Below are 25,173 nucleotides of genomic sequence, written 5' to 3' on the forward strand. Positions count from 1 at the left end.
TCAGAGACCCAGCCAAACGCCGTTTCACGCTTCCTGAACATTCAGCGATGGTGTGCGATCACCCAGATCGGCAAACTTATCCTCCCTGGCTGTAGGCCGACGCAAGGGTGACGTCCTGCGCCGGCGTGAGCACGTCATCGATGACGCTGGGGAGTGAAGCGGTCAGCGTCGCCAAGGGGAGGAGGTCATGTCGTTGCCGATGTGCCATCGCCGCTCTCATCCGCCGTTACGCGCCGGGTCGGGAATTCCAAACGACAAGGCTGACCAAACGTGGGTCGTCGGCGTGATCCACCAGCATGCGTCGGACCCGCTCCTGCCATAGGCTGCGGAACTGCGCCGCTTCGTCCGCTGTGGCCACGTCGGACAACACGCGCTGCAGAAGGCGAGGCATCGCTGGATCCACCGGAACGACACTCATGTCGAGTGTCGCCTGCAGGCCCGCCCCCGTGTCGGTGCGGACGAAGGCCATTGCGCCTTGCATGCCGACGCCGAAGGACAGGAGGTTCCGGCGGTCGAAGCGTCCAGCGATGCCTTTAAAGCCAGTGTCTTTCGTCGCTCCGGTCAGCAGCGTGGCGACGCTGGCCATCACGCCGGCCACACCCTCGTCGGCGGCCTCACGAACGGAGACTGCAACAGCCCCGCGTTCGGGCACTTCATCGGGATACAGCTTCTCCAATGACCGTACAGTCATCAGGTAAGATCCCGCGACGGTCGGACAGGAATGGCCGGCAAGCCGCACAGCGTCGGCATATCCGTAGTGAAGCAGGCCGCCCTCGGCCGCGCCGAGGAACTCGCTCAGCGGATCGCGCACAATGAGCCGCGGTGCCGCATCGTAGAATGATGGAAAGGTCATGGTCGGACCATGCCACGACAATGCCGGGTCCTGTTTGTGCTTGCGCAAACTCCGTGCCGTTCGGCGCGCATCGCCGCGAACGCTCCGCCCTTCCGTGATGGGGAACATTCGGCGTGGACGAGACATGCGGCCACCTGTGGCCAGGCTCACATCGGCGGCGGGCGGAGTTCGTTAGGGTCATGTCATCGAGACCACCCGCCGGATGCAGAGCACCGGCCTCACCAAGGAGACCGCAACATGATCCGCACCTCCCTGCTCGCCGGCTTCGCCACCTTGGCCCTGTTCGCCGCTCCCGCCATGGCGCAGAATGTGTCCAACCTGTCGAACACCGCGGCCGGCATCGGCAATGCCGCCACCCAGAACGTCACGACGTTGCAGCGTAGCGGCGGGCTGTTCGGCGGCCCGAACATGGCGAACGTTTCGAACCTCTCGGCCGGCGTCGGCAACACCGCCAGCCAAGGCGTGTTCGTCGGCCAGCGCAGCGGCGGGCTGTTCCCCGGCGGCTCGATGGCCAATGTATCGAACACTGCGGCGGGCATCGGCAACTCGGCGGCGCAGGGCGCGACGGTGCTCCAGCGCTCCGGTGGCCGGACGCCTTTTGGCCCTCCGAACGTCGCCAATGTGCAGAACCTCGCCGCCGGCATTGGTAACGTCGCCGGCCAAGGCGCCCTTGTTCGCCAGCGCTGAGTAGCGAATTATCCACCTCCCATCCCATGATCTTGGCCCCGCCTGGTTCATCCGGCGGGGTCGTTCTTTTGTCTTCCTCCGTCTGCGGCCGCGTTCCTCAAGACGAACGGATCGCAAATCCTTCCCGCTCTACAATGCCTGTCTGCCATCCGCCGTCCGACTGGCTAGAGCGGATTGATCGGCATCTGAATCGAGGGATTCCCACGAGCGATCATTTTTGATTCAAGCTTCGGACTGGTTGAAAGAGGCCGGTCTGGATGTCGAAAGCCCTATCTGTCGATTTTCGTCGGCGCGTGGTGAAGGCGGTTGCGGCTGGAGCCTATTGCCGGGCGGCAGCTGCGCGCTTTGAGGTCGGGGTTTCCTCGGCGATCCGCTGGGTTGCCAGTGCACGAACGCGCGGCGACCTGAGCCCGGACAAGCGCGGTGGCAATGTCCGCTCGCATCGGATCGACGAGCATCGGGACCTCATCCTTGGCTGGATCGTCGCGATTTTCGGTGGACTTTCCGACAGGATCGACCGTGCCGAGACGGGCTCGTGGACCCTCGTCACCCTTTTCGTCACGGTGCTGGCCGCGCTGACGGCGATGATCATGCCCCCTCCCAGCTTTTATTTCGGAATGCTTCCCGCCGCAGAGCCGCACGACAGACTTTGATTTGACGCAACAGGTCGGCAATGTCATGTTCGGCGGGTTTTTGCCGCTGATCTCGTTGACGCATGTCAACTGGAAGGGAAATCCGCTTGCCGGCGTAGGATGCTCCATCGCGTCCCTGATCCCCTGCGCGGTGCTCACCTGCAGTTGGGCGATGGAGGCGGACCTCCGCCCCGCCCTTGAGGGTGCCTCGGGCCATCGGCGCGTCCAGCGTGGCGCCGATGGTGCCGGTGGGTGGACACGCTATGATGCCGGTGGCCGTCAGGCGGACGCGGTCCGCAGCTGGTGGCCCAGGAAGAAGCGCAGCATCTCCGCCGTGGCGTCCGGACCCTGCGGGTCGGTGTAGGAGCCGGTGGGGCTCCCGCCCGCCCAGGCATGTCCGGCGCCATGGATGGCCCACTGCTCGCACAGCGTCCGGCCGGAAGGGTCGGTGTGCAGGGTTCGGCTGTAGGAACGCCGGCCGGGGGCTTCGCCATGTTGCACTTCAGTGCCGAGGCCGGCTGCGGCGGCCGTCGCGCGGGCCGCCACATGATCGCCGTTTCGCGGGTGGACGACGGTGTCGCGATCGCCGTGGAAGATGATGGTGGGGACCGGGTGGCCGGCACCTGCCCTTCCTGCTCTTGCCCCGCCTGTGGCTCCGCCGTCGCCCTGGCGCATGGCGGCGAGGGCAGAGGGAAGATCGTGCGCGGCGCCGGCAGGCAAGCCGGAATGCACGCCGACCGCCGCATAGAGGTCGGGATAGGCCTCCCCCATGATGGCCGCGGCGGCACCGCCGGCCGACAGCCCGGCGATGTAAACCCGGTTCGGGTCGATGGGGTGGTCGTGGATGATCCGGTGGGTGATCCCAGCCAGCAGGTCGGGCTCCCCTTGGCCGCGGCGCTGGTCTTCGGGTTTGAACCAGTTCCAGCAGCGCTGGGCGTTGGCCGAGGCCGGCTGTTCGGGGTAGGCGACATAAACGCCGTGCCGCTCGGCAAAGGCGTTCATCCTGGTCCCTGCGGAGAAATCGTCGGGCGACTGGGTGCAGCCGTGCAGCATCACCACCAGCGGACGCAGCCCGTCGCCGCGGTTTGCCGGCACATAGAGCTTATAGGCCCGCGTCCCCGCCGCCCCGCTGTGGGACGCCGTCGCGAAGGACGCGCCATCGGGCAGCGGTTCGGCGGGCGGGCGCGGCGCACCGGTTCCGCCTGGCAACCCCGTCGGCTGCAGGCGCGCGGCAAGGCCGCGCAGGGTCTCGCCCAGGCCGGTCCTCGCGCCCTTTCCTGACCGGCCTCCCGGCATCTTGCCGGCCGGTCGTGCGCGGTCCGGGGTGTCTCTGCGCGCCTGCGGTCCGGGAGCCGCATCGAGGTTCACGAACTCTCCCTCCAGCACCGTCGGGTCTGGCACGGTGGCCGGAGTTGCCGCAGGTTCGGCCGCGCCCTCTCCGCGCAGCAGACGCTGGACCAGACCGGTCGCTTCGGCGAGCCGGCCGGCCTGGGTCAGGCGGGCGACCTCGTCCATGCCGGGCGGAAAGCCGGTGGGGCGTGTTTGGGACATGTGGGTGCTTTCTCGGTTCGGGGATGACGCCGGCATCGGCTCTGCGGGACGCATCAGCGGATGCGGTCGGCGAGCGCCGCCTTGACGACGGACGGCGCATGGAGCGCGCCAAGTACGGTCAGCGAAGCGATGGTGGCGCGGGCAAGCTCGGGCGACACGTCCTGGGCGATGGCGGCAAGCCCTAGGACGCGGATATCCAGCATCCGCCCTTCGGCCTGCACGGCTTCCAGGTCGGCGCGGCTGAAATGGCGAAGGCCCAGATCGACGCTCTTTCGCGTCACCGATTGGCGGACCACGTCAGCGTGTTTGTCGACCTGATTGCGGATAGCGGTGCGGATGAAGTCGGTGCGGTTCGAATAAAACCCCTCTTCCACCAACAGGTCGATGTGACCCAGGTCGACGTAGCCGAGATTGATTGTGATCTTCTCGCTGTCACCGGCTTTCGGCCGCAGGTCTCGCGCCATGTCGCTCATGATGTTCCATCCGCATACCATCTGTCTGGATGGTAAATGGATGGTGGACGCCGACCGTTCAAGCCCGACCTCGATGTTTTCGGAAGCCGGACGGCACGCAACCCCCGTCACCGCGGGTGGCCTGACGCAGCGCAATAAAAAAGGGGAGCCCGAACGCTCCCCTTTTTCCGTCATTTCACGAGCGGGCAGCCGCTTGCCTTCGGGTCGATGTAGGCCTGCGTACCGGGGATCTTCTTGATGATCTTGAAGTAATCCCAGGCGTACTTGGATTCAGCAGGCGTCTTGATTTGCGCCAGATACATGTCGTCGAAGACGCGGCCGTTATCGGCGATCTTCGCCTCCTTCATCATCATGTCGGTGACCGGCATGCTGCGCATCTTGGCAGCCACCTTGTCGGCATCGTCGGTGCCGATTTCCTGCACGGCCTTCAGGTAATGGCGGACCGCCGAATACACGCCGGCCTGGTTCATCGACGGCTTGCGGCCGGTCCGTTCCTCGAACTTCTTCGACCAGGCGCGGGTCTCGTCGTTCATGTCCCAGTAAAAGGAGTTCGCCAGCATCAGCCCCTGCGAGGTCTCCAGCCCGAGCGCCTTGATGTCGTTGATGTTCAGCAGCAGGCCGGCCAAGGTCTGCCCACTCTGGGGAATGCCGAATTCGGCCGCCTGCTTGACGCCGTTGATGGTGTCGCCGCCGGCATTGGCGAAGGCGACGACATCGGCGCCGGATGCCTGAGCCTGAAGCAGGTAGGAGGAGAAGTCGGATGCGCCCAGCGGATGACGCACACTGCCCTTGATGGTCCCGCCGAGTTGCTTGACGGTGTCAGCCGCTTCGGCCTCCAGCGAATGGCCGAAGGCGTAATCGGCGGTGATGAAGAACCAGCTCTTCCTGCCCTGCTCGACCAGTGCGCGGGCGGTGGCAGAGGCGACGGCATGGTTGTCCCAGGTCCACTGGAAGCTGTAGGGGCTGCAATCCTTGCCCGTCAGGTCGGTCGAACCGGGACCGGACATCAGGAACAGGCGCTTCTTGTCCCGCGTGATTCCCTGCACGGCCAGCGCGGCGGCCGAATTCGGCACATCGGCGATCACGTCCACCTTTTCCGTATCGATCCACTGGCGGGCGAGGTTGGCAGCGATATCCGCCTTGTTCTGGTGGTCGCCGACGATGATCTCGATCTTCGTGCCGTTGATGGCGTTGCCGAACTCCTCTGCGGCCATCCTTGCGGCAACCGCCGATCCTTCGCCGTTGATGTCGGCATAGATGCCGGAGCGGTCGGACAGCATGCCGATCTTGATGACGTTGTCGGACATCTGGGCCTGGGCCTGGGTTGAGGCCGAACCCGCGGCCAGCGTGGCGAAGGCGACGCCGGCGAGAAGGAACTTGCGCATCTTTCACTCCCAATTCTGACAGTTCTTGGTGATTGGGGCGGTCGCCGGCGACGGCGCCGCCCGGAGGGTCGCGGGATGTGGACTCAATGGGTGGTATAGCCGCCGTCGACGGGAAGGACCGCGCCGGTGATCGATGCCGCGGCGTCGGAACAGAGGAAGGCGATGGCGGCGGCGACCTCCTCCGGGCCAATCAGCCGGCCGGTCGGCATCTTTTCCAGGAATACCGCCTTCAGGACCTGATCTTCGGGCAGGCCGGTGACCTGCGCCTGCTGGGCGATCTGCCGTTCGATGATCGGGGTCAGCACCGTGCCGGGACACACCGCGTTGCAGGTGATGCCGTGACCGGCGACCTCGATCGACACCGACTTGGTCAGGCCGATGATGCCGTGCTTGGCGGCGACATAGGCCGGCTTGTGCGGGGCGCCGACCATGCCCAGCACGGAGGCCGTGTTGACGATGCGCCCCCAGCCCCGCTCCCGCATCGCCGGCACAGCCGCCTTGATCGTGTGGAATGCGGCGCTGAGATTGACCGCCAGCAGCAGGTCCCACTTATCGTCGGGAAACTCGTGCAGGGCGGCGACATGCTGGACGCCGGCGTTGTTCACCAGGATGTCGATCGGTCCCAGCAGGTCAGCCGCCTCCGCCATCAGGGCGCGGGCCTCCTCCGGCCGGCTGAGATCGGCGCCTGAATAGACGATCCGGGCCCCGCTCCGCTCCGCGATCTCGGCACAGGTCCGGTCGATCTCCGCACGGTCGCCGAAGCCGTTGACCATCACATGGCAGCCCCGGCCGGCCAGTTCCCGCACGGTCGCCAGCCCGATTCCGCTGGTGGAACCGGTAACCACGGCGTTTCTGTTCTGCATCTATCGGTCCTTGATATGGGAAAATGGGGCGGCTCAGAACGCCACCTGATCGGCGCCCTTGAGGTGGAGCATGGCGCGCGCCTCTTCCGGAGTGGCGACCTCCAGCGACAGCTCCTCCAGGATGCGGCGGATCTTCGCCACCTGCTCGGCGCTGTTCCGCGCCAACCGGCCCTTGGCGAGATAGAGGCTGTCCTCAAGCCCAACCCGGACATTGCCGCCCATCACCGCGGCCATGGTCGTGAAGGGGATCTGATGGCGGCCGGCGGCCAGCACCGACCATTCGTAATCCTTGCCGAACAGGCGGTCGGCGGTTTCGCGCATGAAGACGAGGTTGCGCTCCTCCGCCCCGATGCCGCCCAGGATTCCGAAGATCGTCTGGATGAAGAGCGGCGTCTTCACCAGCCCGCGATCGAGGAAATGTGCAAGATTGTACAGGTGCCCGACGTCATAGCATTCGAACTCGAAGCGCGTGCCGCAGCCCTCGCCCAGGTGCTCCAGAATATAGGCGATGTCCCGGAAGGTGTTGCGGAAGATGAAGTCGTCGGTGCTGCGCAGATAGGGCTCTTCCCAGTCGTGCTTCCAGTTCTTGTACCGGTCGGCCAGGGGGAAGATGCCGAAGTTCATCGATCCCATGTTGAGCGAGCACATTTCCGGCTGTGCCTGCAGCGGGGCGGCAAGCCGTTCCTGAACCGTCATGTTGAGCGAGCCGCCGGTGGTGATGTTCAGCACCGCGTCGGTGGACTGCTTCAGCCGCGGCAGGAACTGCATGAACACCGCCGGATCCGGTGTCGGCTGGCCGGTGCGGGGATCGCGGGCGTGCAGGTGCAGGATCGCCGCCCCGGCCTCGGCCGCACCGACCCCCTGCTCGACGATCTCGTCGGGCGTGACCGGCAGGGCGTCCGACATGGTGGGCGTGTGGATCGAGCCCGTCAGCGCGCAGCTGATGATGACTTTCTTGCCTGATGCGGCCATGCAAGGCCCTCCTTGTGTGAGTCCGCCCGTCGGTGCTGCGGACGATTGAAGATTGAACGTCGCCGAGCGGCTGCGGTGGCGGCTACCGGCGTTCCAGGCCATCCAGCCGTTGAAGATGCGTGGCAAGGGTGGTGGTGACCTCCTCCCGCTGCGCGTCTGTCCAGGTCCGGAAACCCGCGCCTGCCTTCATGCCCAGCCGCCCCGACGCGACCAGATCGCGCAGAAGGGGCAGCGGACCGGGACTGCGGTCGAGATCGGGCAGGACATGCTCATGAACCGCGAGGGTCAGGTCGGTGCCGACAAGATCGGCATTCTCCAACGGTCCAAGCACGGCGAGCCGCCGGCCGAAACTCGCCTTGACCACGGCATCGACCGTTTCGGCATCGCACACGCCGTTCTGGACCAAGGCGATCGCCTCACGCCAGAGCGCGTGCTGCAGGCGATTGCCGATGAAACCGGGAACATCCTTGCGGACATGCACCGGCGTCTTTCCAATGGACGTCAGCAGGCCCATCATCGCGGTGATTGCGGCATCGCTGCTGTCCTTGGTCTGGATCACCTCGACCAGCGGGATCAGATAGGGCGGGTTCCACCAATGGGTGCCCATGGCGCGGGTCTTGTCGGAAAGCGGCTCCATGATCCGCGTGATCGGGATCACCGACGTGTTGCTGGCCAGAAGCGCATGGGGAGGCGCGGCCGCTTCGATGGCCGCGACGATGCGTTGTTTGAGGGCGAGGTCCTCCGGCACCGCCTCGATAACGATGTCGGCGCTGGCAACGGCGCCCGCCAGCGTTTCGTGAGGTTCGATCAGGTCGGCGACCGCGATGTCTTCCCCCAAAACCTGCAGATTGCGGCGGACATGGTCGGAAATAGCGGACCGGCGTTCGGCATCGGGTTCCTGGATGGCGACGCGATGTCCGGCGGCGGCAAAGGCCTGTGCGATCCCGTGTCCCATCAGTCCGCCGCCGATGATCGCGATGCGCTGGTTTGTCATGGCGCGTGCATATCCCCCCTTGCCTGACCTGAAGCCTGTGCCCCACCACCCTTTTCCTGCCAAGGCCCATAGGATCGGGAGGCGGATTGTCAGGGTGGCGCGCATTTTGGAAAGGATGGTTAGCAACGCGCGTGCCACACAGGTAACTGCTTGAAAGAAAAGAATATGTGTTAAGCGGCGCTCAACATGCGGCGGAGCAGGATTTAGCGATCGCTGACAGTCGACTGGCGCAAGGGGCGGAACACCGCTGCAAATCGGCACTTTCGCCGTGTTCACTTTTCTGACAGACAATGTACGATATATTGACAATCAGTGACACGAAGGAGCGTGGCATGCAGAAGGATCCGGCCGGTCATTTCGCTGCGGCACGTGCGCTGATGGTGATGATCGATGAGATGATCGACGGCGCCATACTGGTCGATCAGGATGCGCGCCTCGTCTGGTCAAACGACAAGCATGTCTGGTTCAGCGACAAACAGATTGCGATGCTTGGCTTCCGGTCGCCGACGGACGCAATCGGCCAGCCGGTGGAACGCATCATTCCACACAGCCGGATGCGCGAGGTGGTGGAAACCGGCCGGTCGCTGCCGCTCGACATCATGCGCTATGGCGAGCACACACTGCTGGTCAGCCGCCTGCCCCTGCGCGATGAGCAGGGACAGGTCATCGGCGCCCTCGCCTTCGCCCTGAAGAACAGCCTGACGTATCTTCGGCCCATCGCCGACCGTTTCAACAAGCTGCAGTCGCGCCTGACCCGCGTGGAGCAGGAGTTGGCGGCGAGCCGGGCCTCCCAATACACGGTCGAGAACCTGATCGGCTTCAGCCAGCCGATGCTTCAGGTCAAGCGGCTGGTGCGCAGGGCCGGCCAAATCCGCTCAGCGGTCCTGCTGCTTGGCGAAACCGGGACCGGCAAGGAACTGGCGGCTCAGTCGATCCATGCCTCCTCGGATCGCGCCCACCGCCCGTTCGTCGCCGTCAATACCGCCGCAATTCCGGAAAATCTTCTGGAAGCGGAGTTCTTCGGCGTCGCACCGGGGGCATACACGGGCGCCGCCCGCCAGCCGCGCCCCGGCAAGTTCCAGCTTGCCCATGGCGGAACGCTGTTCCTCGACGAGATCGGCGACATGCCACTCCCGCTGCAGGCGAAACTGCTGCGCGCCCTGCAGGAACGCGAGGTCGAGCCGCTCGGGTCTAATCAGATCATCAAGGTCGATGTCCGCATCATCGCAGCAACCAGCCGTCCCCTGGCCGAGATGGTGCGCAGCGGCGCCTTCCGATCGGATCTGTACTACCGGCTCAATGTCTTTCCGATACAGCTGCCGGCGCTCCGTGACCGCAAGGACGACCTGGAGATCCTGGCCCCCCTGTTCTCGGAGAAGATCGCCATCAGTCTCGATCAGCCGATGCGCGAGTTCACGCCTGCGGCGCTGGATGCGTTGCGACAGCATGACTGGCCCGGCAATGTCCGTGAATTGGCCAACGTCATCGAACAGGTCTATGTGCGCACCGAAGGTGAACGCATCAGGGCCGAGGATTTCGCGGACATCCTTCCGAGCACCGCGATCGAGCCCCCTGCCCCACCCGACCGAAAGCGGTCCCTGACCGCCGCCATGGACGAGTTGGAACGGTCGCTCATTCTGGAAGCCCTGGAGGATTGCCGGGGTAACAAGCTCGAAGCCGCCCGGAGGCTCGGCCTATCGCGCACAAACCTTTACGCCAAACTGCGCAAACACGGCATTGCGTCTCATTCAGACGACTGATGCCAGCCTACTGACCGCGGCCAGCATCCGGGCGTCGACGGACGGACGCGGCCGTTGGACGGTCGGACGAGACCTAACAGGGCACACCGCTCAGTGCCCTGCCGCCCCCGCCGCAGTCCTTCGGGCGACCATGGCACGGATGCGGTCCTTGGTGTGCTCATCCAGCGGATTGTAGACCAGCAGCCCCAGGTCCGGACGGCCATCGACGGCAAACCCGGAAAATTCCATCTCGATGCTGCCGAGTTCGGGATGCTGGAGGCGCTTGATCCCCTCGCTCGGCGCATAGACGTCGTTCTCCTTCCAGAACCGGGCGAAATCCGCGCTGGCCCGGCACAATTCGTCGACGAGGTCGGCAATCTCCTTCACCGCTCCGGCGCGGGCGGCATCGACACGAAAGGCGCCGACCAGGAACCGCGCCATGCCTTCCCAATCCTTCTGCTTGGCCCGGATCGCCGGATTGCAGAACACTAGCCGCAGGATGTTGCGCCGGTCGGGGGGAAGCGTGGCGTAATCGGTCAGAACGACAGCGGCGGCCTGATTCCAGGCCAGCACGTCCCAGGTCGCCGTCTTGATGAAGGCGGGACAGGCATCGAACGCATCCAGCAGCCGTTGCAGACGCGGACTGACGCCGTCCGCCGGCCTGTACCGCATCTCCGGCGGGCGGCCGAGCGCCAGAATGAACAGATGCTCCCGTTCCAGATCGGTCAGCATCAGGCTCCCGGCGATCCGGTCCAGCACGTCGGCCGAAGGCGCCCCTCCCCGCCCCTGTTCCAGCCACGTGTACCAGGTCGGGCTGATGTTGGCCCGTTGCGCCACCTCTTCCCGGCGCAGTCCCGGCGTGCGGCGCCGACCCGTGAAGCCGAAGGCCGCCGGATCGAGCCGCGTGCGCCGGTCCCGCAAAAAGCCGGCGAGCGTGTTGGCCTTGTCGGCCTGTTTGGCCTCGGTCTGCATCGGCGATCCTGGTAGCGGTTATACTAGGAAAACGTCACTACTTTAACAGGATATCGCGAAGCGTCACAGTGGGGGTGACGAAATTGGAACGGTGATTTCCCCATGCGTATTTTCCTCACCGGCGCCACCGGCTTCATCGGCCGGGCGGTGCTGTCCGAACTTCTCCAGGCCGGCCATCAGGTCATCGGCATGACCCGCTCCGCCGACGGCGCCCGCGCGTTGGAAGCCGTCGGGGCCGAGCCGCACCATGGCACGCTGGAGGACCCGGCGAGCGTCCGAAGCGGCGCTGAAAGGGCCGACGCGGTGATCCACACCGCCTTCGACCACGACTTCTCGCGCTTTGTCGAGAATTGCGAAAAGGACCGCCGGGTGATCGGTGCGCTTGGCGAGGTGCTGAAGGGGTCCCGGCGCCCGTTGCTGATCACGTCCGGGGTCGGCATCGGCGGTGCCGGCCATGGCCGGCTCGCGCGGGAGGATGTCTTCGATGACTCCCACCCCAATCCGCGCATCGCGTCGGAGCGGGCGGGCAACGAGCTGCTGGATGCCGGCGTCAATGTCGCGGTGATGCGGCTGCCGCAGGTCCACAACACCGAGAAGCAGGGGCTGATCACCCCGCTGATCGCAATCTTCCGCGAAAAGGGGGCCGCAGCCTACATCGGCGACGGGCGCAACCGCTGGTCCGCCGGTCATCTCAGCGACGTGGCCCGCCTGTATCGGCTGGCCATCGAGAAGGCGGAACCCGGCGCCCGCTATCACGCGGTCGGCGAGGAAGGCGTCGAGACCCGCGCGATCGTCGAAGCACTGGCGCGCGGCCTGAAGATCCCCGCAGTCTCCATCCCGCAGGACAAAGCGGCGGAGTCCTTCGGCTGGATGGCGATCTTCGCGGGCCTCGACATGGCGGCATCCAGCGCCCTGACGCAGGCGACGCTCGGTTGGCAACCGCAAGGCCCCAGCCTGATCGCAGACCTGGAGGCGATGCGATACCCATGAGCGGAGGAGTCAGCCGTCACCCTTGAGATAGGCGCGCGGCGATGATCCCAATACCCGCTTGAACATCGCAGTGAAGGCAGCGGGGTTGTCATAGCCGAGGTCGAGCGCGACGGCGGTGACGCTCTCCCCCGCCACCAGCCGCGGCAGCGCGGCGGCAAGGCAGGCCTGCTGTCGCCACTCCAGGAAGCTCAGCCCGGTTTCCCGCCGGAACAGTCGGGTGAAGGCGCGCCGGCTGACCCCCAGCCCGTCGCACCATTGCTCGATCGTCTCATGCACCGCCGGCCGCCGAAGAAAGCGCCGGCAGCGCTCGGCCAGGGCCGGGTTCGTCGGGAAGGGCACGGTCAGCGGCTGGGCCGGCAGATGCTGCATCTCGTAGCGGATCAGCGCCATCACCGCGCCGTCATGGCTGTCGGGGTCATAATCGGCCGGGACATCCACGGCGCGGGAAATCAGGCTGCGGATGAAGGGAGACAACCCGACGACCTGACAGCGGTCCGGCATGCCGCCGGTCAGGTCCGGATCAAGGTAGAGGCTCTGGGTGGTCACCGCCCCGATCATGCGGACCTCGTGCATGATGCCGGGCGGGATCCACAGGCCGAAGTCCGGCGGTACCACCCACCGGCCTTGTGGCGTCGACATGATCAACACCCCGGTGATGCCGGAGATCAGCTGCCCGCGCCGGTGCCGGTGGAGCGGCAGCGTGCCGCCGTCCGGATAATCATGGGTGGTGGCGAGCAGTGGCCGCTGGACGGCATCGATCTCGTCGACGCGGACATTTCTGACCATGGCCCGATCTCGTAGGAAACTGGCCTGACCGCGGTGGCAGGCCTTCTCCGCCGACCGTAGGCTTACGGTGCATTCAACGCAACATGCCGGGCGATCCCGGACCGCCCCCTTCATTGAGGGATGGTCCGGACCTAACGCCTGAGGCGGAGAGAAGAGGGCATGCCCCCGTGACCGACACCACCATGAGCCGGTCCCGCACCGGTTCGACGGCCTTTTCCATTCTGGCCGCGATCAGCGCCTGCCACCTGCTCAACGACATGATCCAGTCGCTGCTGCCGGCGGTCTATCCGATCCTGAAGGACGAGTTCGGCCTCAGCTTCGCCCAACTCGGCCTGCTGACCTTCGTCTATCAGGTCACGGCATCGCTTCTACAGCCGCTGGTCGGCCTGTTCACCGACCGCAAACCGATGCCCTATTCGCTGGTCTTCGGCATGGGCTCCACCCTGCTCGGGCTTCTCACCCTGGCCTGGGCGCCCGGCTATCCGGCGCTGCTGGCCGGCGGGATGCTGCTGGGCTTCGGGTCGTCCGTCTTCCATCCGGAAGCGTCCCGCATTGCGCGCCAAGCCTCCGGCGGCGCCCATGGGCTGGCCCAATCGCTGTTCCAGGTCGGCGGCAATCTCGGCTCCTCGCTCGGTCCGTTGCTGGCGGCCTTCGTCATCCTGCCCCACGGCCAGGGCAGCCTCAGCTGGTTCGCCATCGCCGCCCTTGCCGGCATGGTGGTCATGGTCCGGCTGGGAAGCTGGCAGCGGCTGAACGCCAAGCCCCGTGCGAGCGGCAGGCAGTCGGCGCATCGATCCGAACTGCCGGCCGGAAAAGTCGCACGGGCGGTCGGCATCCTGATCGCGCTGATCGTCTCCAAATACGTCTATCTGGCCAGCATCACCAGCTACTACATCTTCTACCTGATCGACCGCTTCGGGTTGTCCACCGGCGACGCCCAGCTCTGCCTGTTCGTCTTTCTGGCGGCCGTCGCGGCGGGAACGGTGATCGGCGGTCCGGTTGGCGACCGGATCGGCCGCAAGACGGTGATCTGGGTCTCGATCCTCGGGATCCTGCCCTTCACCCTGGCCCTGCCCTATGTCGGCCTGACGGCGACGGTGGTTCTCAGCGCCGTGATCGGGCTGGCCCTGGCATCGGCCTTTCCCGCCATCGTGGTCTATGCGCAGGAACTGCTGCCCGGCCGGGTCGGTCTGGTGTCGGGCCTGTTCTTCGGGCTGGCCTTCGGCGTCGCCGGCATCGGTGCGGCAGGGCTCGGCATCGTCGCGGACTGGCGCGGCATCGGCTTCGTCTATTCCGCCTGCTCGTTCCTTCCGCTCCTGGGGCTGCTGACCGTCTTCCTGCCGAATGTGGAGCGGCGATAGCCTGCGGGGATGGTGATGGGCCAAGCGGCCCTACGGCAAAAAGCCCGCGCTCCTGATCGGAGGCGGGCTTTTTCCTGGCCTGCTGCGGCAGGTCGGCAGGTTACTCCTCCGGATCCAACATGAAATGCCGGACCTTGTGCCGGTTTTCGATCAGTTCATCGATGGTCGGTTCATTGCGCATCGCCCGTCCGATGGCGATCTTGGTCGCCTCGTAATTGGTGCGGTAGAGATCGGCGCGATCGAGGTTCGGGTCGGTGGGGCAGCGGGGATCGATCCAGACCATCACCAGGATGCACAGGTCGTTGATCCCGTCGCGCGGCAGAACGCCTTCGATGACGCAGTCCAGCACCGCGTCGGCGGTGGCGGCCTGAACGACGCCGCCGAACAGGTCGACATAGGCGCTGGACTTCATCGTCACCTTGGACACCATCATGGTGGCTGGACGAACCATCTGGTTGCAATCCCGCACGGCGAACATGCGGGTGTGGCCGGCGGTCTGCCCCATCATGGTGGCGAACGCGTGGCCGGCCGGACCATCGACCGAACCGATCACGATCTCCGGCATGGCGTCGGTGAACTGGCCCTCCTTGGCGAAGACGGTGGCTTCACCGACACGGAACAGCGGATTGGTCATGGGATCATCGTTCTCTTGATATGGGTGACGTTGCCGGTCAACCGGTGCGGATGCCGTCCAGCAGCCGGCCGGTCCGGCCGGGGCTCGACGCGATGCCCTGCATGTGTGCTGACGAGTCCATCGGTGACCACGATCATCGCGAGGCTGAAGACGGCCGTCCCACACGCGTGCGCGTTCGGGACGGATCGCCTCCACGAGTGGTGCGGGAAAGGGGGCGCTGCCACCGCCGTCGAGGGCGGTGGCGCGGCTGCCGATCAAAGCTTGCCGGTGACCCAGTAATCGACCCGAGCCTTGTTGTTCTTGATGTAATTGTCGACCGCCTGCTCGTAGCTGGTCTGCCGGGCTTCCTGCATCATCGCTTCCAGATCGCCGATCGGCAGGACCATCCGGTTCAGGAACTCGAAGATTTCCGGATGATCCTGGTAGAAGCCTTTGCGGACGATGGCGTTCACGCTCTCCAGTCCGCCCAGCGCGCCCTTCGGATCGTCCAGGTAGCGCAGCTTCCAATTGGCGAACATCCAGTGCGGGCTCCAGCTCGTCACGACGATCCACTCGTTGCGCTTCATGGCGCGCTCCAGAGCGGCAAGCATCGCGGCGTCGCTGGCCGACACCAGCTGCAGGCCCTTCAGATCATAGGTCTTCAGCGCCTTTTCGGACGCCTGCATCAACCCCGATCCCGGATCGATGCCCTGGATCTTGCCGCCCAGCTTCTGCTGCACTTCCGGCTTCTTGAGATCCTCGATGGATTTGACCTGATCGACGGGGATGTAGTCCGGCACCACCCAGCCCAGGCGGGCACGGGTGTAGAGCGGGCCGAGGTCGACCACGTCCTTGCCGACCTTGTCGAGATAGGGCTTGTGGGTCAGCGGCTGCCACGACATCAGCATGGCGTCCAGCTTGCCGCTGGCGATGCCCTGATACTGGATGCCGATGTCGGCCATGGTCAGCTCGACCTTATAACCGTACCGCTCCTCGATCACGGCTTTGGCCAGCTTCGTCACCGCCTCTGCGTCGGACCAGGCGGTCCAGCCGATGTTGATGGACTTCTCGGCGGCCTGCGCCGGGGCGGCGATCACGCCGGTCCCCAGACCGACCGTCATGGCCGCCGAAAGCAGCATGCCCAAGGCTTTACCGAAGATTTTCATCAAGAAGCCTCCTCTTATCGTTTGTTTGTTTGGACCCGTTTGGCCGGACGGCCCGGCGTCGCCGTGCCGAAAGTTGCAGCGGACGCGAGCAGGTGGCCCGGAAGATCACCTCCGTTCTACCGGGGAACGCGCTCGGATGATGGCTCCGGATCGAATGCATGATCCGCCGGCCACCTTCCGGGATCGACGCGGAAAGCCGTTTCCAACCAACGGGATCGTTGTTGGCATCAGTGCTGATTGAGGAAGAATGCCGGCCCCGAAAGCAAAAAACCTTCATCAGAGCGGCAATTCGTATCGGATTTGCGACAGCTTCGTACGAACCCGGCCCTGCCGGCGAATGTTGCCCGGCTTACAGGCGGCAGCCGTTGTTCTTGGATAATCGCGGCATGTCGCAAAACGACTGTTGCCGAAGTCCGGCTTGCGCAAAAAGACAGGTACGTCTGTCGGCCTTTTTAAAGTTGATGTCGCATTCCAGAACGCGACACGCCGCGGCGGGCGGCAGGCTGTGTGTCGTGGAATCGAAAATGGCAACAGCCCGGTCAAGGCTGAACGGTTCCAAGAACGCACGGCCCCACTCCCGCAGAAGGTCAACCGCCATGTCGTCCGAGATTTCCATAGAAGCCCTGCTGACCCGCCGCAAGAAGGGGCACAGCCTGGAAGCCCCGTTCTATACCAGCGAGGAGATCTTCAAGCTGGACATGGAGATCATCTTCGGCCGCCATTGGCTGCACGTGGGCGTCGAGCCGGACGTGGCGGAACCGGGCGACGTGATGGTGGTGGACATCGGCAAGACCTCCGTCATCGTCATGCGCGACGACGACATGGAGCTGCGGGCCTTTCACAATGTCTGCCGCCACCGCGGCGCGCGCATCATCCTCCAGGAGAAGACCTCGGTCGGCAATCTGGTCTGCAGCTATCACCAGTGGACCTACGGCCAGGACGGCGAGCTTCTGTTCGCCGAGCATATGGGCAGTGATTTCGATCGCAAATGCCGGAACCTGAAAAAGGTGCACATCCGGTCGGTCGGCGGCCTGATCTTCATCTGTTTGGCGGAGGAAGCGCCGGACGACATCGACCGCATGGCGGCGGCCATCGAGCCCTACATCCTTCCGCACGATCTGAAGAACTGCAAGGTCGCCAAGACGGTGGACCTGATCGAGAAGGGCAATTGGAAGCTCACGATGGAGAACAATCGTGAATGCTACCACTGCGTCAGCAACCATCCGGAACTGACCATCCCACTGTTCGAATACGGCTTCGGCTTCGCCCCCGACGGCACCAACCCGAAGCGGATGGAACATGCCGCCAAGTACGAGGCGCTGGTGCAGTCCTGCCACACCGGTTGGGAAGCGGCCGGCTTCCCCAGCCGCGAGGTCGATCGCCTGACCGACACCACCGGCTTCCGCGCCGAACGCCTGCCGCTGGACGGCGCCGGCGAGGCCCACACCAAGGATACGCGGAGCGCTTCCAAGAAGCTGCTGGGGTCGATCACTGAGCGCAAGCTGGGCGCCCTGTCCTTCTGGACCCAACCGAATTCCTGGAACCACTTCATGAGCGACCACATCGTCACCTTTTCGGTGTTCCCGCTCGGTCCCGACCGCAACCTGCTGCGTACCCGCTGGCTGGTCCACAAGGACGCGGTCGAGGGCGTCGACTATGACCTGAACCGCCTGACGGAGGTGTGGGAGGCAACCAACCAGCAGGATGCCGATCTGGTCGAGATCTCGCACAACGGCGCCCTCAGCCCCGCCTACGAGCCGGGTCCCTATTCGCCCTACACCGAGCCGCTCGTGGAGAAGTTCACGGAATGGTACGTCGGCCGCATGGCCGAGCATCTGCTGGGCAAGCAGGCGCCGATGGGCGTCGCCGCCGAATGACGCGACGCCAGGGCGATCCCGGCCGGCAAACCGCCGGGATCGCCCGCTGGTCCCGGTTCAGGGTTCGAAGCTCGGGGTTCAGGGCTCAAGGAGAGAGATGACGATGCAGCAGGATGCGGCTCCGCCTCCGGTCCGGGATTGGGATCCCGAAATCGACGACACGCTGGTGTGCCGGGCGGTGCGGGACGAGACGCATGACGTGAAGACCTTCGTCTTCGCGCCACGGCGCCCCTGCCTGTTCCGGTTCAAGCCGGGTCAGTTCATCACGCTGGAGCTGCCCATCGGCGGCGAAACCATTCACCGGAGCTACACCGTCTCCTCCTCCGCCGCGCGGCCGCACCGGCTCTCCATCACCGTCAAGCGCGTGCCCGGCGGTCCGGTGTCGAACTGGCTGCACGACACGCTGAAGCCCGGCGATACGATCCGCGCGGTCGGTCCGCTCGGCGAATTCACGCCGGGGGAGTCCGAGACACCGCGCAAGTTCCTGTTCCTGTCCGGCGGCAGCGGCGTCACGCCCCTGATGTCGATGACCCGGACCTTCGACGATCTGGGGGAGGATCACGACATCGTCTTCGTCCATGCCGCCCGGACGCCTGCCGACATCGTCTTCCGTCGCGAACTGGACGCGCTGACCGGCCCCGGCCGCCGCCTGCGCGTCGCCCATGTGTGCGAAGGCATCGGCACCGAGGCCCATTGGGCCGGCTTCACCGGTCGGCTGTCGCTGCCGATGCTCGGGCTGATCGCCCCGGACTTCATGGAGCGGGAGGTCTATGTCTGCGGCCCCGGCCCCTTCATGAAGGCGGTGCGCGCCTTTCTGGAGCAGGGCGGCTTCGACATGGGCCGCTACCACCAGGAAAGCTTCAATTTCGAGGAGCTCTCGGCCGAACTTGCCGCGGCAGAGCCGCCGGGGCGATCCGCACCGGTCCAGGAGGCAGCGCCCACGGACGGCTTCCGCGTGGAATTCGCGAAAACCGGCAGGGTCTTCGCCTGCCCGCCCGACATGGCCGTGGCGGATGCGGCATCGGCCGCCGACATCCGGGTTCCGACATCCTGCTCACGCGGGATGTGCGGAACCTGCAAGACGAAGTTGATCTCCGGTACGGTGGAAATGAACCACACCGGCGGCATCCGTAAACGTGAAATCGACCAGGGGTTGATCCTGCTCTGCTGCAGCCGCCCGACCAGTGATCTGGTGATAGAGCGTTAGAATTATCGCCAACGAATTGTCTTCCGGAGGGCGAGCCGTTGACGCTAGCATCCCGAAGGACGGATCACGGCCGTCAGGCTGGGACCGTGGGACTGGGAGGGTATCCTGGTGGGGAAGACAGTGGAATATCGCCGTTTCGGCGGTAGCGGTCCCGCACCCCGGCAGGAGGAACGCGCGCTGTTGTCGGTCGGGTTCATCCTGACCAACAATTTCACGCTGACGGCGCTCGCCCCCTTCATCGACGCCCTGCGGCTGGCGGCCGACGAGGGCGACCGGTCGCGCCAGATCCGGTGCCGCTGGACCATCATGGGATCGCGGGCCGAGCCGGTGATGTCCAGCTGCGGCATCGGCGTCGCCCGCTGGGAACCGCTGACCGATCCCCGCCGCTTCGACTATGTCGTCGTGGTGGGCGGACTGCTGCACGCCGGCCCGCAGCTGGACGACGAGACGCTGGCCTATCTGCGCGCCGCGGCATCCTACGGCGTGACCCTGGTCGGCGTGTGCACCGGCAGCTTCGTGCTGAGCCGCATCGGCCTGATGAAGAACCGGCGCTGCTGCGTCAGCTGGTATCATCACCGCGATTTCATCGAGGAATTTCCCGATCTGGTGCCGGTGGCCGACCAGCTCTACGTGGTGGACCGCGACCGCATCACCTGTTCGGGCGGCGCCGGAGTGGCGGATTTGGCCGCCTTCCTGATCGAGCGCCATCTGGGCCGCGCCACCGCCCAGAAAACCATGCACATCCTGCTGATCGACAAGGCGCGTCCCGCCAGCCAGTCGCAACCGCAGCCGCCGACGGTGGTGGAGATCACCAACGACCGTGTCCGCCGCGCCTTGCTGCTGATGGAGCAGCACATCAGCGACCCGCTGTCGGTGGAGGAGATCGTCCGCCGCCTGAACGTCAGCACCCGGCAATTCGAACGGCTGTTCCGGCTGGCCGTCGGCACCAGCCCGGCCACCTACTACCGGACGCTGCGCCTGCGCTATGGCCACTGGCTGCTGCGCAACACCAAGCGGTCGGTCACCGCAATCGCGAACGAGGCCGGCTTCGCCGACTGCGCCCATTTCTCCCGCCAGTTCCGCGAACTGTTCGGCATATCGCCGTCCGAGGTGCGCCGCACCGCCGAACCGGATGCGGAGGCCGATCCGCATCTCTCGCCTCTCGCCGCTTTCCGGCGCACGAACGGCGACTCCCTGCTGCCCGACCGCCGCCTGTTCGAAGACCAGGCGCCGATGGCCCAAGGGGGTGTGGTAACGGACTGAAGGGGGTGCCACCACTCCCAATTTGCCTAAGGAATTCAGATATTTGAGGGACCGGCATCGCGTCGTACCGATCCTGTCGCAAAAAGGTAATTCCCGGTCGCGGGGGGCAACGCGACAATCGCGCCGATGGTGAATTCTTGGCAGGCTCAATACTGGGGATCGTTCCTGCCATGTCCTCACCCGCCGAAGCCCTTCTGAAGCCTCTGCAGATCAAGCATTTGACGATCCGTAACCGCGTGATGAGCACCAGCCACGCGCCGGGCTACGGGTCCGAAGGCAAGCCGAAGGAACGCTATCAGCTCTACCACGAGGAAAAGGCCAAAGGCGGCATCGGCCTGACGATGTTCGGCGGCTCCTCCTCCGTCGCGGTGGACAGCCCGGCGGCGCCGTGGAACCAGATTTCCGTCGCAGACGACAGCGTCATTCCCTTCTTCCGCGAATTCTCCGACCGGGTGCACCGCCATGGCGCGGCGCTGATGATCCAGCTGACCCACATGGGCCGGCGCACCCGCTGGGACACCGAGAACTGGCTGCCCACCGTCTCCGCCTCGGCCGCCCGCGAACCGGCGCACCGCAACACGCCGAAGGAGATGGAGGATTTCGATTTCAAGCGGATCATCGCAAGCTACGCCGCCGCCGCCCGCCGCTGCAAGGAAGGCGGGCTGGACGGTTTCGAGCTGTCGGCCGCCCACGGTCACCTGATCGACCAGTTCTGGAGCCCCTCGGTCAACCGGCGCACCGACAAGTATGGCGGCAGCCTGGAAAACCGCATGCGCTTCGGCATCGAGGTGTTCGAGGCGATCCGCGCCGAGGTCGGGGACGACTACATCGTCGGCATGCGCATGTCGGGTGACGAGCTGATCGACGACGGCCTCAGCCACGAGGACTGCATCGCCATCGCCCGCACTTATGCCGAACGCGGGCTGATCGATTTCGTTAATGTATTGGGCGGACAGGCGCGCGATCATTTGGCCCACGCCATCTCGCTGCCCAACATGTCCTTCCCGGTCGCCCCCTTCCTGCATCTGGCCAGCGGCATCAAGCGCGAGGCCGGCATTCCCGTCTTCCATGCCCAGCGCGTGACCGACCTCGCCACCGCCGCCCGCGCGGTGGAGGAAGGCCATGTCGACATGGTCGCCATGACCCGCGCCCACATCGCCGACCCCTATCTGGTGCGCAAGCTGATGGAAGGGCGGCTGGACGACGTGCGCCAGTGCGTCGGCGCCGGCTATTGCATCGACCGCATCTATGTCGGCGGCGACGCGCTGTGCATCCAGAATGCGGCCACCGGGCGCGAAAGCACCATGCCGCATGTGATCCCGAAGGCGGAGCGCAAGCGCCGCGTGGTCGTGGTCGGCGGTGGCCCCGGCGGCCTGGAAGCCGCCCGCGTCTGCGCCGAGCGCGGCCATACGGTCGTCCTCCTCGAACGCAATGCCGCCCCCGGCGGCCAGATCGGCATCGCCGCCAAGGCGACCTGGCGCGAAGCGATGAGCGGCATCACCCGCTGGCTGTCCCAGCAGGTCACCAAGCTGGGCGTCGATGTCCGCCTGGGCGTGGAGGCCGACCGCGCCGCCGTCGAGGCCGAGACCCCCGATGTGGTGATCCTCGCCACTGGCGGCCGGCCCAACCGCGGCGACTTCAAGGGCGCCGATCTGGCGGTGTCGACCTGGGATGTCCTGACCGGGGCGGTGGAGCCGACGGGAACGGTCCTGATGTATGACGGCACCGGCCAGCATCACGGCGCGTCCTGCGCCGAATTCATGGCCAAGCGCGGCGCTCTGGTGGAGATCGCCACCCCCGACCGCATGATCGCGGAGGAGGTCGGCACCACCAACCAGCCGATCCACCTGCGCGAGCTGTACAAGCTGAACGTAGTGATGACCACCAACCAACAGCTCGTGGAAATCTACCCGGAGGGCAACCGCCGCGTCGCCGTCCTGCGCAACGAATACACCCATGAGGAAGAGGAGCGGCTGGTCGACCAGATCGTGGTGGAGCTGGGAACGCTGCCCAACGACGGCCTCTATTTCGATCTGAAGGACCAGTCGCTGAACCGCGGCGAAACCGATCTCGACAGCCTGATCGCCGGCCGGCCGCAACCGGTGCAGGCCAACGGCCATGGCGGCTACACGCTGCATCGCATCGGCGATGCGGTGGCCGGCCGCAACATCCACGCCGCCATCTACGACGCCGCACGTCTTTGCAAGGACATCTGACGACCGCCCATCTGCCCCCGCCAAGCGACAGGAGCCGTCCGACGTGATCGCTACAGCTCTCACCACCGTCGTCCTTGCCGTCCTCGCCATCGGCGCGGCATTGGCCGCCTGGCAGTCGCGGCGTTGGCTGGCCGGCCGGCCGGCGGCGGTCGGAGTGGTCACCGGGCTGCGCGCCCTGCCGGGTCGCTATCTGGTCGATGTACACCATGTGGTCGGGCGGACGCCGTTCAACGCCCGCTTCCACGCGCTGGTCGCCGGCGGCTTCCTTGGGGCGGTCCTGCTGCTGGCAGGGATGGGTGTCGCCATCGCCGTTTCCTGGGGCGGATCGCGCATTCTCTGGCTGCTGCTGGCGCTGGTGCTGGTGGCCATGCTGGCAGGTGCCCTGATGGTCCGCCATCGCCGCCGGGTGATCCGCCCGCGCGAGCTGTCGCAGGGCCGCTTCGCCCGCCTTCCGCTGTCGCTTCTGGGCTTTTCCGCTTGCCTGCTTGTGGTGGCGCTCGACCAATCGCTGGGCGGCGTGATGCCGGAGGCGCTGGCGCTGGTGCTGATCGCCATTGCCGGAGTGGCGATGGCTGATCTGGTGTGGGGGGTATGGAAGGGACCGCTGAAGCACGCGGTGCATGGGGCGCTGCATCTGGCCTTCCACCCACGTCCGGCCCGTTTCCATGACGGCATGGGTCGCGACACCGGGCTGAAGCCGCTGCCGCTCACTCCGGCGGAGACGGATGAGGCCGGCGCTCTGGGTGTGGAGCGTCCCGTCGACTTCGCCTGGAACCGGCTGCTCGGCTTCGACGCCTGCGTCCAGTGCGGGCGCTGCGAGACCGCCTGCCCAGCCTATGCCGCCGGCCTGCCGCTGAACCCGAAGAAGCTGGTGCAGGATCTGGTCGCCGCGATGGACAGCGAAGCCAGCGACGCCGCCTATGCCGGCAATCCCCATCCCGGCCGCGGCGTGGGCAAGGCCCATGGCGGGGCGGCGCTGCCGCTGATCGGGCATGATGCGATGATCCATCCCGACACGCTGTGGTCCTGCACCACCTGCCGCGCCTGCGTTCAGGAATGCCCGATGATGATCGAGCATGTGGACGCGGTGGTCGACCTGCGCCGCTTCCAGACGTTGGAACTGGGCGCCACTCCGGCCAAGGCCGCCGTCATGCTGGAGGAGCTGCGTGCCACCGACAATCCCGGCGGTCGCGCGCTCGCCCGGCGCTGGGACTGGGCGGCCGACCTGTCGCTGCCCCGGCTGCCGGCCGGCGGGTCCTGCGACATGCTGCTGTGGGTCGGTGACGGCGCCTTCGACCTGCGGGTCCAGCGCTCGCTGCGGGCACTGGTGGTGCTGCTGCGCCGCGCCGGTGTGGACTTCGCCGTGCTGGGAGACGAGGAGCTGGATTGCGGCGACGTCGCCCGCCGACTGGGCGATGAGGCGACCTTCCAGTCGCTGGCGGCCCGCAACGTGGCGACGCTGAACGCCCGCCGCTTCACCCGCATCGTCACCGCCGATCCGCACGCGCTACACACGCTGCGCAACGAATATCCGGCCTACGGCGGCAGCTGGACCGTCGTCCATCACACCGCCCTTCTGCTGGAGCTGATCACCGCCGGCGCGCTGACGGTCACCAAGCCAGTCGGGCGCAGCGTCACCTTCCACGATCCCTGTTACCTCGGTCGCTACAATGGCGAGATCGAGGCGCCGCGCGCCCTGCTCGACGCCATCGGCGTGGAGCGTCGGGAAATGCTGCGTTCCGGCCTGCGGTCGAGCTGTTGCGGCGGTGGTGGCGGTGCTCCGCTGACCGACGTGTCGGGCGAACGCCGCATTCCCGACGTCCGCATGGAGCATGTCCGGGAAACCGGCGCCTCGCTGGTCGCCGTCGCCTGCCCCAACTGCGCCCTGATGCTGGAAGGCGTCGTCGGCCCCCGGCCGGAGGTGGCGGAGATCGCCGAACTGGTGCTCGCCGCGACGGAGACCGTCCGATGAGCCAACCCTCCCCCACCCGCCGCCGCGTCGATCCCCGCGCCGAGCGCGCCGCCCGCACCGACCTGACCGGCCCGCGTCCTCGCCTGCTGCGGCTGCCGGTTGCCGCCGCGACGAACGAACGCCGCAGCGACCCGCGCGCCATCCGCGACGCAGCCCTGGTCCAGCGCCAGCCGCGCCCGCGCTACGACTGGACACGCGACCCGGCCTCGGCTGGCTCCGCCCCAACGGCGGCCGTCGCCGCAGTACCCACGATCCCGCTGAAGGTGATCGCCGAGCCGGCCTATCTGATCCTCGCCATGCTCGACCGCCCCGGCGGCGAGGTCAGCGAGCATGACCGGCAGGTGATCGCCGCCGCCCGCTTGCTGGCTGACGCCGGGGGCGGGGCGGTGGTGACCGTCTGCACCGGTTCGGGCGAGGCGCTGGCCGAGGCCGGGTCCGACCGCCATGTCGCCCTGCCCGACGGCTGGGCCGACGATTACGTGCCGGAACGGCGCGCCGCCGCCGCTTCGGCGCTGATGGAGGCGCTGTCTCCCCGCCACATCCTGTTCCCGGACAGCCCGGACGGTGCCGATGTCGCACGGCGGGTTGCGGCAGCGGCGGG

At 66.2% G+C, this 25,173-nt stretch carries 21 protein-coding genes and 2 pseudogenes; 11 read left to right on the top strand and 12 right to left on the bottom strand.

What is annotated here, in order from left to right:
- Window positions 1–226: 226 nt before the first annotated feature.
- A complete protein-coding gene (locus TSO5_RS25745; RefSeq protein WP_247870969.1) occupies window positions 227–901 on the bottom strand; it encodes an FmdE family protein in 675 nt (224 codons plus the stop codon).
- Between the two features lie 189 nt (window positions 902–1,090).
- Here TSO5_RS25745 and TSO5_RS25750 point away from each other — a divergent pair, with 189 nt between their 5' ends.
- A complete protein-coding gene (locus tag TSO5_RS25750; protein WP_109154300.1) occupies window positions 1,091–1,540 on the top strand; it encodes a hypothetical protein in 450 nt (149 codons plus the stop codon).
- A gap of 257 nt (window positions 1,541–1,797) precedes the next feature.
- A pseudogene (locus tag TSO5_RS33500) lies at window positions 1,798–1,917 on the top strand (IS630 family transposase); the annotation flags it as partial.
- Window positions 1,918–2,451: 534 nt separating this feature from the next.
- Here the strand turns inward: TSO5_RS33500 and TSO5_RS25760 are convergent.
- The 6 genes from TSO5_RS25760 to TSO5_RS25785 form a co-directional block, all read right to left on the bottom strand.
- Window positions 2,452–3,723 (bottom strand): PHB depolymerase family esterase, encoded by a 1,272-nt coding sequence (locus tag TSO5_RS25760; RefSeq protein ID WP_109154301.1) that lies wholly within the window; start codon window positions 3,721–3,723, stop codon window positions 2,452–2,454.
- 53 nt (window positions 3,724–3,776) lie between these two features.
- Window positions 3,777–4,196 carry a CopG family transcriptional regulator gene (locus TSO5_RS25765; protein ID WP_109154302.1) on the bottom strand — a complete coding sequence of 140 codons (420 nt, stop codon included), beginning with the start codon at window positions 4,194–4,196 and terminating at the stop codon, window positions 3,777–3,779.
- Window positions 4,197–4,366: 170 nt separating this feature from the next.
- Window positions 4,367–5,581, bottom strand: a complete 1,215-nt coding sequence (locus TSO5_RS25770) for an ABC transporter substrate-binding protein (protein WP_109154303.1) — start codon at window positions 5,579–5,581, stop codon at window positions 4,367–4,369.
- 83 nt (window positions 5,582–5,664) lie between these two features.
- Window positions 5,665–6,444 (bottom strand): 3-hydroxybutyrate dehydrogenase, encoded by a 780-nt coding sequence (locus TSO5_RS25775; protein WP_109154304.1) that lies wholly within the window; start codon window positions 6,442–6,444, stop codon window positions 5,665–5,667.
- 33 nt (window positions 6,445–6,477) lie between these two features.
- The gene (locus TSO5_RS25780; RefSeq protein WP_109154305.1) at window positions 6,478–7,416 is read right to left on the bottom strand and encodes a 3-keto-5-aminohexanoate cleavage protein; all 939 of its coding nucleotides are present in this window, start codon (window positions 7,414–7,416) and stop codon (window positions 6,478–6,480) included.
- An 82-nt stretch (window positions 7,417–7,498) separates the two neighbouring features.
- Window positions 7,499–8,548 carry a 3-hydroxyacyl-CoA dehydrogenase NAD-binding domain-containing protein gene (locus TSO5_RS25785; RefSeq protein WP_247870970.1) on the bottom strand — a complete coding sequence of 350 codons (1,050 nt, stop codon included), beginning with the start codon at window positions 8,546–8,548 and terminating at the stop codon, window positions 7,499–7,501.
- 194 nt (window positions 8,549–8,742) lie between these two features.
- Between TSO5_RS25785 and TSO5_RS25790 the strand changes: the two genes are divergently transcribed.
- The gene (locus tag TSO5_RS25790; protein WP_199231017.1) at window positions 8,743–10,170 is read left to right on the top strand and encodes a sigma 54-interacting transcriptional regulator; all 1,428 of its coding nucleotides are present in this window, start codon (window positions 8,743–8,745) and stop codon (window positions 10,168–10,170) included.
- A gap of 90 nt (window positions 10,171–10,260) precedes the next feature.
- Here the strand turns inward: TSO5_RS25790 and TSO5_RS25795 are convergent, their stop codons facing one another.
- Window positions 10,261–11,121 carry a helix-turn-helix transcriptional regulator gene (locus TSO5_RS25795; RefSeq protein ID WP_109154307.1) on the bottom strand — a complete coding sequence of 287 codons (861 nt, stop codon included), beginning with the start codon at window positions 11,119–11,121 and terminating at the stop codon, window positions 10,261–10,263.
- Window positions 11,122–11,223: 102 nt separating this feature from the next.
- On the opposite strand from TSO5_RS25795, the gene TSO5_RS25800 reads away from it, so the two are divergent.
- Window positions 11,224–12,111 carry an SDR family oxidoreductase gene (locus tag TSO5_RS25800; protein WP_109154308.1) on the top strand — a complete coding sequence of 296 codons (888 nt, stop codon included), beginning with the start codon at window positions 11,224–11,226 and terminating at the stop codon, window positions 12,109–12,111.
- Between the two features lie 9 nt (window positions 12,112–12,120).
- Here TSO5_RS25800 and TSO5_RS25805 read toward each other — a convergent pair whose 3' ends face one another.
- Window positions 12,121–12,897 carry a helix-turn-helix transcriptional regulator gene (locus tag TSO5_RS25805; RefSeq protein WP_109154309.1) on the bottom strand — a complete coding sequence of 259 codons (777 nt, stop codon included), beginning with the start codon at window positions 12,895–12,897 and terminating at the stop codon, window positions 12,121–12,123.
- A gap of 167 nt (window positions 12,898–13,064) precedes the next feature.
- Between TSO5_RS25805 and TSO5_RS25810 the strand changes: the two genes are divergently transcribed.
- Window positions 13,065–14,258: an MFS transporter gene (locus TSO5_RS25810; protein WP_282183533.1), complete on the top strand. Its 1,194-nt coding sequence runs from the start codon at window positions 13,065–13,067 to the stop codon at window positions 14,256–14,258.
- Between the two features lie 100 nt (window positions 14,259–14,358).
- Here TSO5_RS25810 and fae read toward each other — a convergent pair whose 3' ends face one another.
- From fae to TSO5_RS32390, 3 genes are all read right to left on the bottom strand, one after another.
- On the bottom strand, window positions 14,359–14,892 hold the full coding sequence (fae, locus tag TSO5_RS25815) for a formaldehyde-activating enzyme (protein WP_109154310.1): 534 nt from the start codon (window positions 14,890–14,892) through the stop codon (window positions 14,359–14,361).
- A gap of 254 nt (window positions 14,893–15,146) precedes the next feature.
- On the bottom strand, window positions 15,147–16,037 hold the full coding sequence (locus TSO5_RS25820) for a glycine betaine ABC transporter substrate-binding protein (RefSeq protein WP_109154311.1): 891 nt from the start codon (window positions 16,035–16,037) through the stop codon (window positions 15,147–15,149).
- Window positions 16,038–16,386: 349 nt separating this feature from the next.
- Window positions 16,387–16,635 (bottom strand): hypothetical protein, encoded by a 249-nt coding sequence (locus tag TSO5_RS32390; RefSeq protein ID WP_146203840.1) that lies wholly within the window; start codon window positions 16,633–16,635, stop codon window positions 16,387–16,389.
- Here TSO5_RS32390 and TSO5_RS25825 point away from each other — a divergent pair.
- The 6 genes and pseudogenes from TSO5_RS25825 to TSO5_RS25850 all read left to right on the top strand — a co-directional run.
- The gene (locus tag TSO5_RS25825) at window positions 16,634–17,914 is read left to right on the top strand and encodes an aromatic ring-hydroxylating dioxygenase subunit alpha (RefSeq protein WP_109154312.1); all 1,281 of its coding nucleotides are present in this window, start codon (window positions 16,634–16,636) and stop codon (window positions 17,912–17,914) included. The genes TSO5_RS32390 and TSO5_RS25825 overlap by 2 nt on opposite strands.
- Window positions 17,915–18,011: 97 nt before the next feature.
- Window positions 18,012–19,121 carry a hybrid-cluster NAD(P)-dependent oxidoreductase gene (locus TSO5_RS25830; RefSeq protein ID WP_247870971.1) on the top strand — a complete coding sequence of 370 codons (1,110 nt, stop codon included), beginning with the start codon at window positions 18,012–18,014 and terminating at the stop codon, window positions 19,119–19,121.
- Between the two features lie 108 nt (window positions 19,122–19,229).
- Window positions 19,230–20,384, top strand: coding sequence for a GlxA family transcriptional regulator (locus tag TSO5_RS25835; protein WP_109154313.1), 1,155 nt, complete (start codon window positions 19,230–19,232; stop codon window positions 20,382–20,384).
- 170 nt (window positions 20,385–20,554) lie between these two features.
- Window positions 20,555–22,600 carry an NADH:flavin oxidoreductase gene (locus tag TSO5_RS25840; protein WP_109154314.1) on the top strand — a complete coding sequence of 682 codons (2,046 nt, stop codon included), beginning with the start codon at window positions 20,555–20,557 and terminating at the stop codon, window positions 22,598–22,600.
- Window positions 22,601–22,643: 43 nt separating this feature from the next.
- On the top strand, window positions 22,644–24,572 hold the full coding sequence (locus TSO5_RS25845; protein ID WP_109154315.1) for a DUF3483 domain-containing protein: 1,929 nt from the start codon (window positions 22,644–22,646) through the stop codon (window positions 24,570–24,572).
- Window positions 24,569–25,173, top strand: a pseudogene (locus tag TSO5_RS25850) (electron transfer flavoprotein subunit alpha/FixB family protein); the annotation flags it as partial. The gene TSO5_RS25845 and the pseudogene TSO5_RS25850, both read left to right, overlap by 4 nt.

Origin of the sequence: Azospirillum sp. TSO5 (assembly GCF_003116065.1) — a bacterium.
Classification (GTDB): Bacteria; Pseudomonadota; Alphaproteobacteria; order Azospirillales; family Azospirillaceae; genus Azospirillum.

What these genes read in the sequence shown, in the direction of transcription:
- TSO5_RS25750 (WP_109154300.1), top strand. Translation starts at nt 1,091, where the DNA reads ATGATCCGCACCTCCCTGCTCGCCGGCTTCGCCACCTTGGCCCTGTTC.
- TSO5_RS25760 (WP_109154301.1), bottom strand. Translation starts at nt 3,723, where the DNA reads ATGTCCCAAACACGCCCCACCGGCTTTCCGCCCGGCATGGACGAGGTC.
- TSO5_RS25765 (WP_109154302.1), bottom strand. Translation starts at nt 4,196, where the DNA reads ATGAGCGACATGGCGCGAGACCTGCGGCCGAAAGCCGGTGACAGCGAG.
- TSO5_RS25770 (WP_109154303.1), bottom strand. Translation starts at nt 5,581, where the DNA reads ATGCGCAAGTTCCTTCTCGCCGGCGTCGCCTTCGCCACGCTGGCCGCG.
- TSO5_RS25775 (WP_109154304.1), bottom strand. Translation starts at nt 6,444, where the DNA reads ATGCAGAACAGAAACGCCGTGGTTACCGGTTCCACCAGCGGAATCGGG.
- TSO5_RS25780 (WP_109154305.1), bottom strand. Translation starts at nt 7,416, where the DNA reads ATGGCCGCATCAGGCAAGAAAGTCATCATCAGCTGCGCGCTGACGGGC.
- TSO5_RS25790 (WP_199231017.1), top strand. Translation starts at nt 8,743, where the DNA reads ATGCAGAAGGATCCGGCCGGTCATTTCGCTGCGGCACGTGCGCTGATG.
- TSO5_RS25795 (WP_109154307.1), bottom strand. Translation starts at nt 11,121, where the DNA reads ATGCAGACCGAGGCCAAACAGGCCGACAAGGCCAACACGCTCGCCGGC.
- TSO5_RS25800 (WP_109154308.1), top strand. Translation starts at nt 11,224, where the DNA reads ATGCGTATTTTCCTCACCGGCGCCACCGGCTTCATCGGCCGGGCGGTG.
- TSO5_RS25805 (WP_109154309.1), bottom strand. Translation starts at nt 12,897, where the DNA reads ATGGTCAGAAATGTCCGCGTCGACGAGATCGATGCCGTCCAGCGGCCA.
- fae (WP_109154310.1), bottom strand. Translation starts at nt 14,892, where the DNA reads ATGACCAATCCGCTGTTCCGTGTCGGTGAAGCCACCGTCTTCGCCAAG.
- TSO5_RS25820 (WP_109154311.1), bottom strand. Translation starts at nt 16,037, where the DNA reads ATGAAAATCTTCGGTAAAGCCTTGGGCATGCTGCTTTCGGCGGCCATG.
- TSO5_RS25825 (WP_109154312.1), top strand. Translation starts at nt 16,634, where the DNA reads ATGTCGTCCGAGATTTCCATAGAAGCCCTGCTGACCCGCCGCAAGAAG.
- TSO5_RS32390 (WP_146203840.1), bottom strand. Translation starts at nt 16,635, where the DNA reads ATGGCGGTTGACCTTCTGCGGGAGTGGGGCCGTGCGTTCTTGGAACCG.
- TSO5_RS25830 (WP_247870971.1), top strand. Translation starts at nt 18,012, where the DNA reads ATGACGATGCAGCAGGATGCGGCTCCGCCTCCGGTCCGGGATTGGGAT.
- TSO5_RS25840 (WP_109154314.1), top strand. Translation starts at nt 20,555, where the DNA reads ATGTCCTCACCCGCCGAAGCCCTTCTGAAGCCTCTGCAGATCAAGCAT.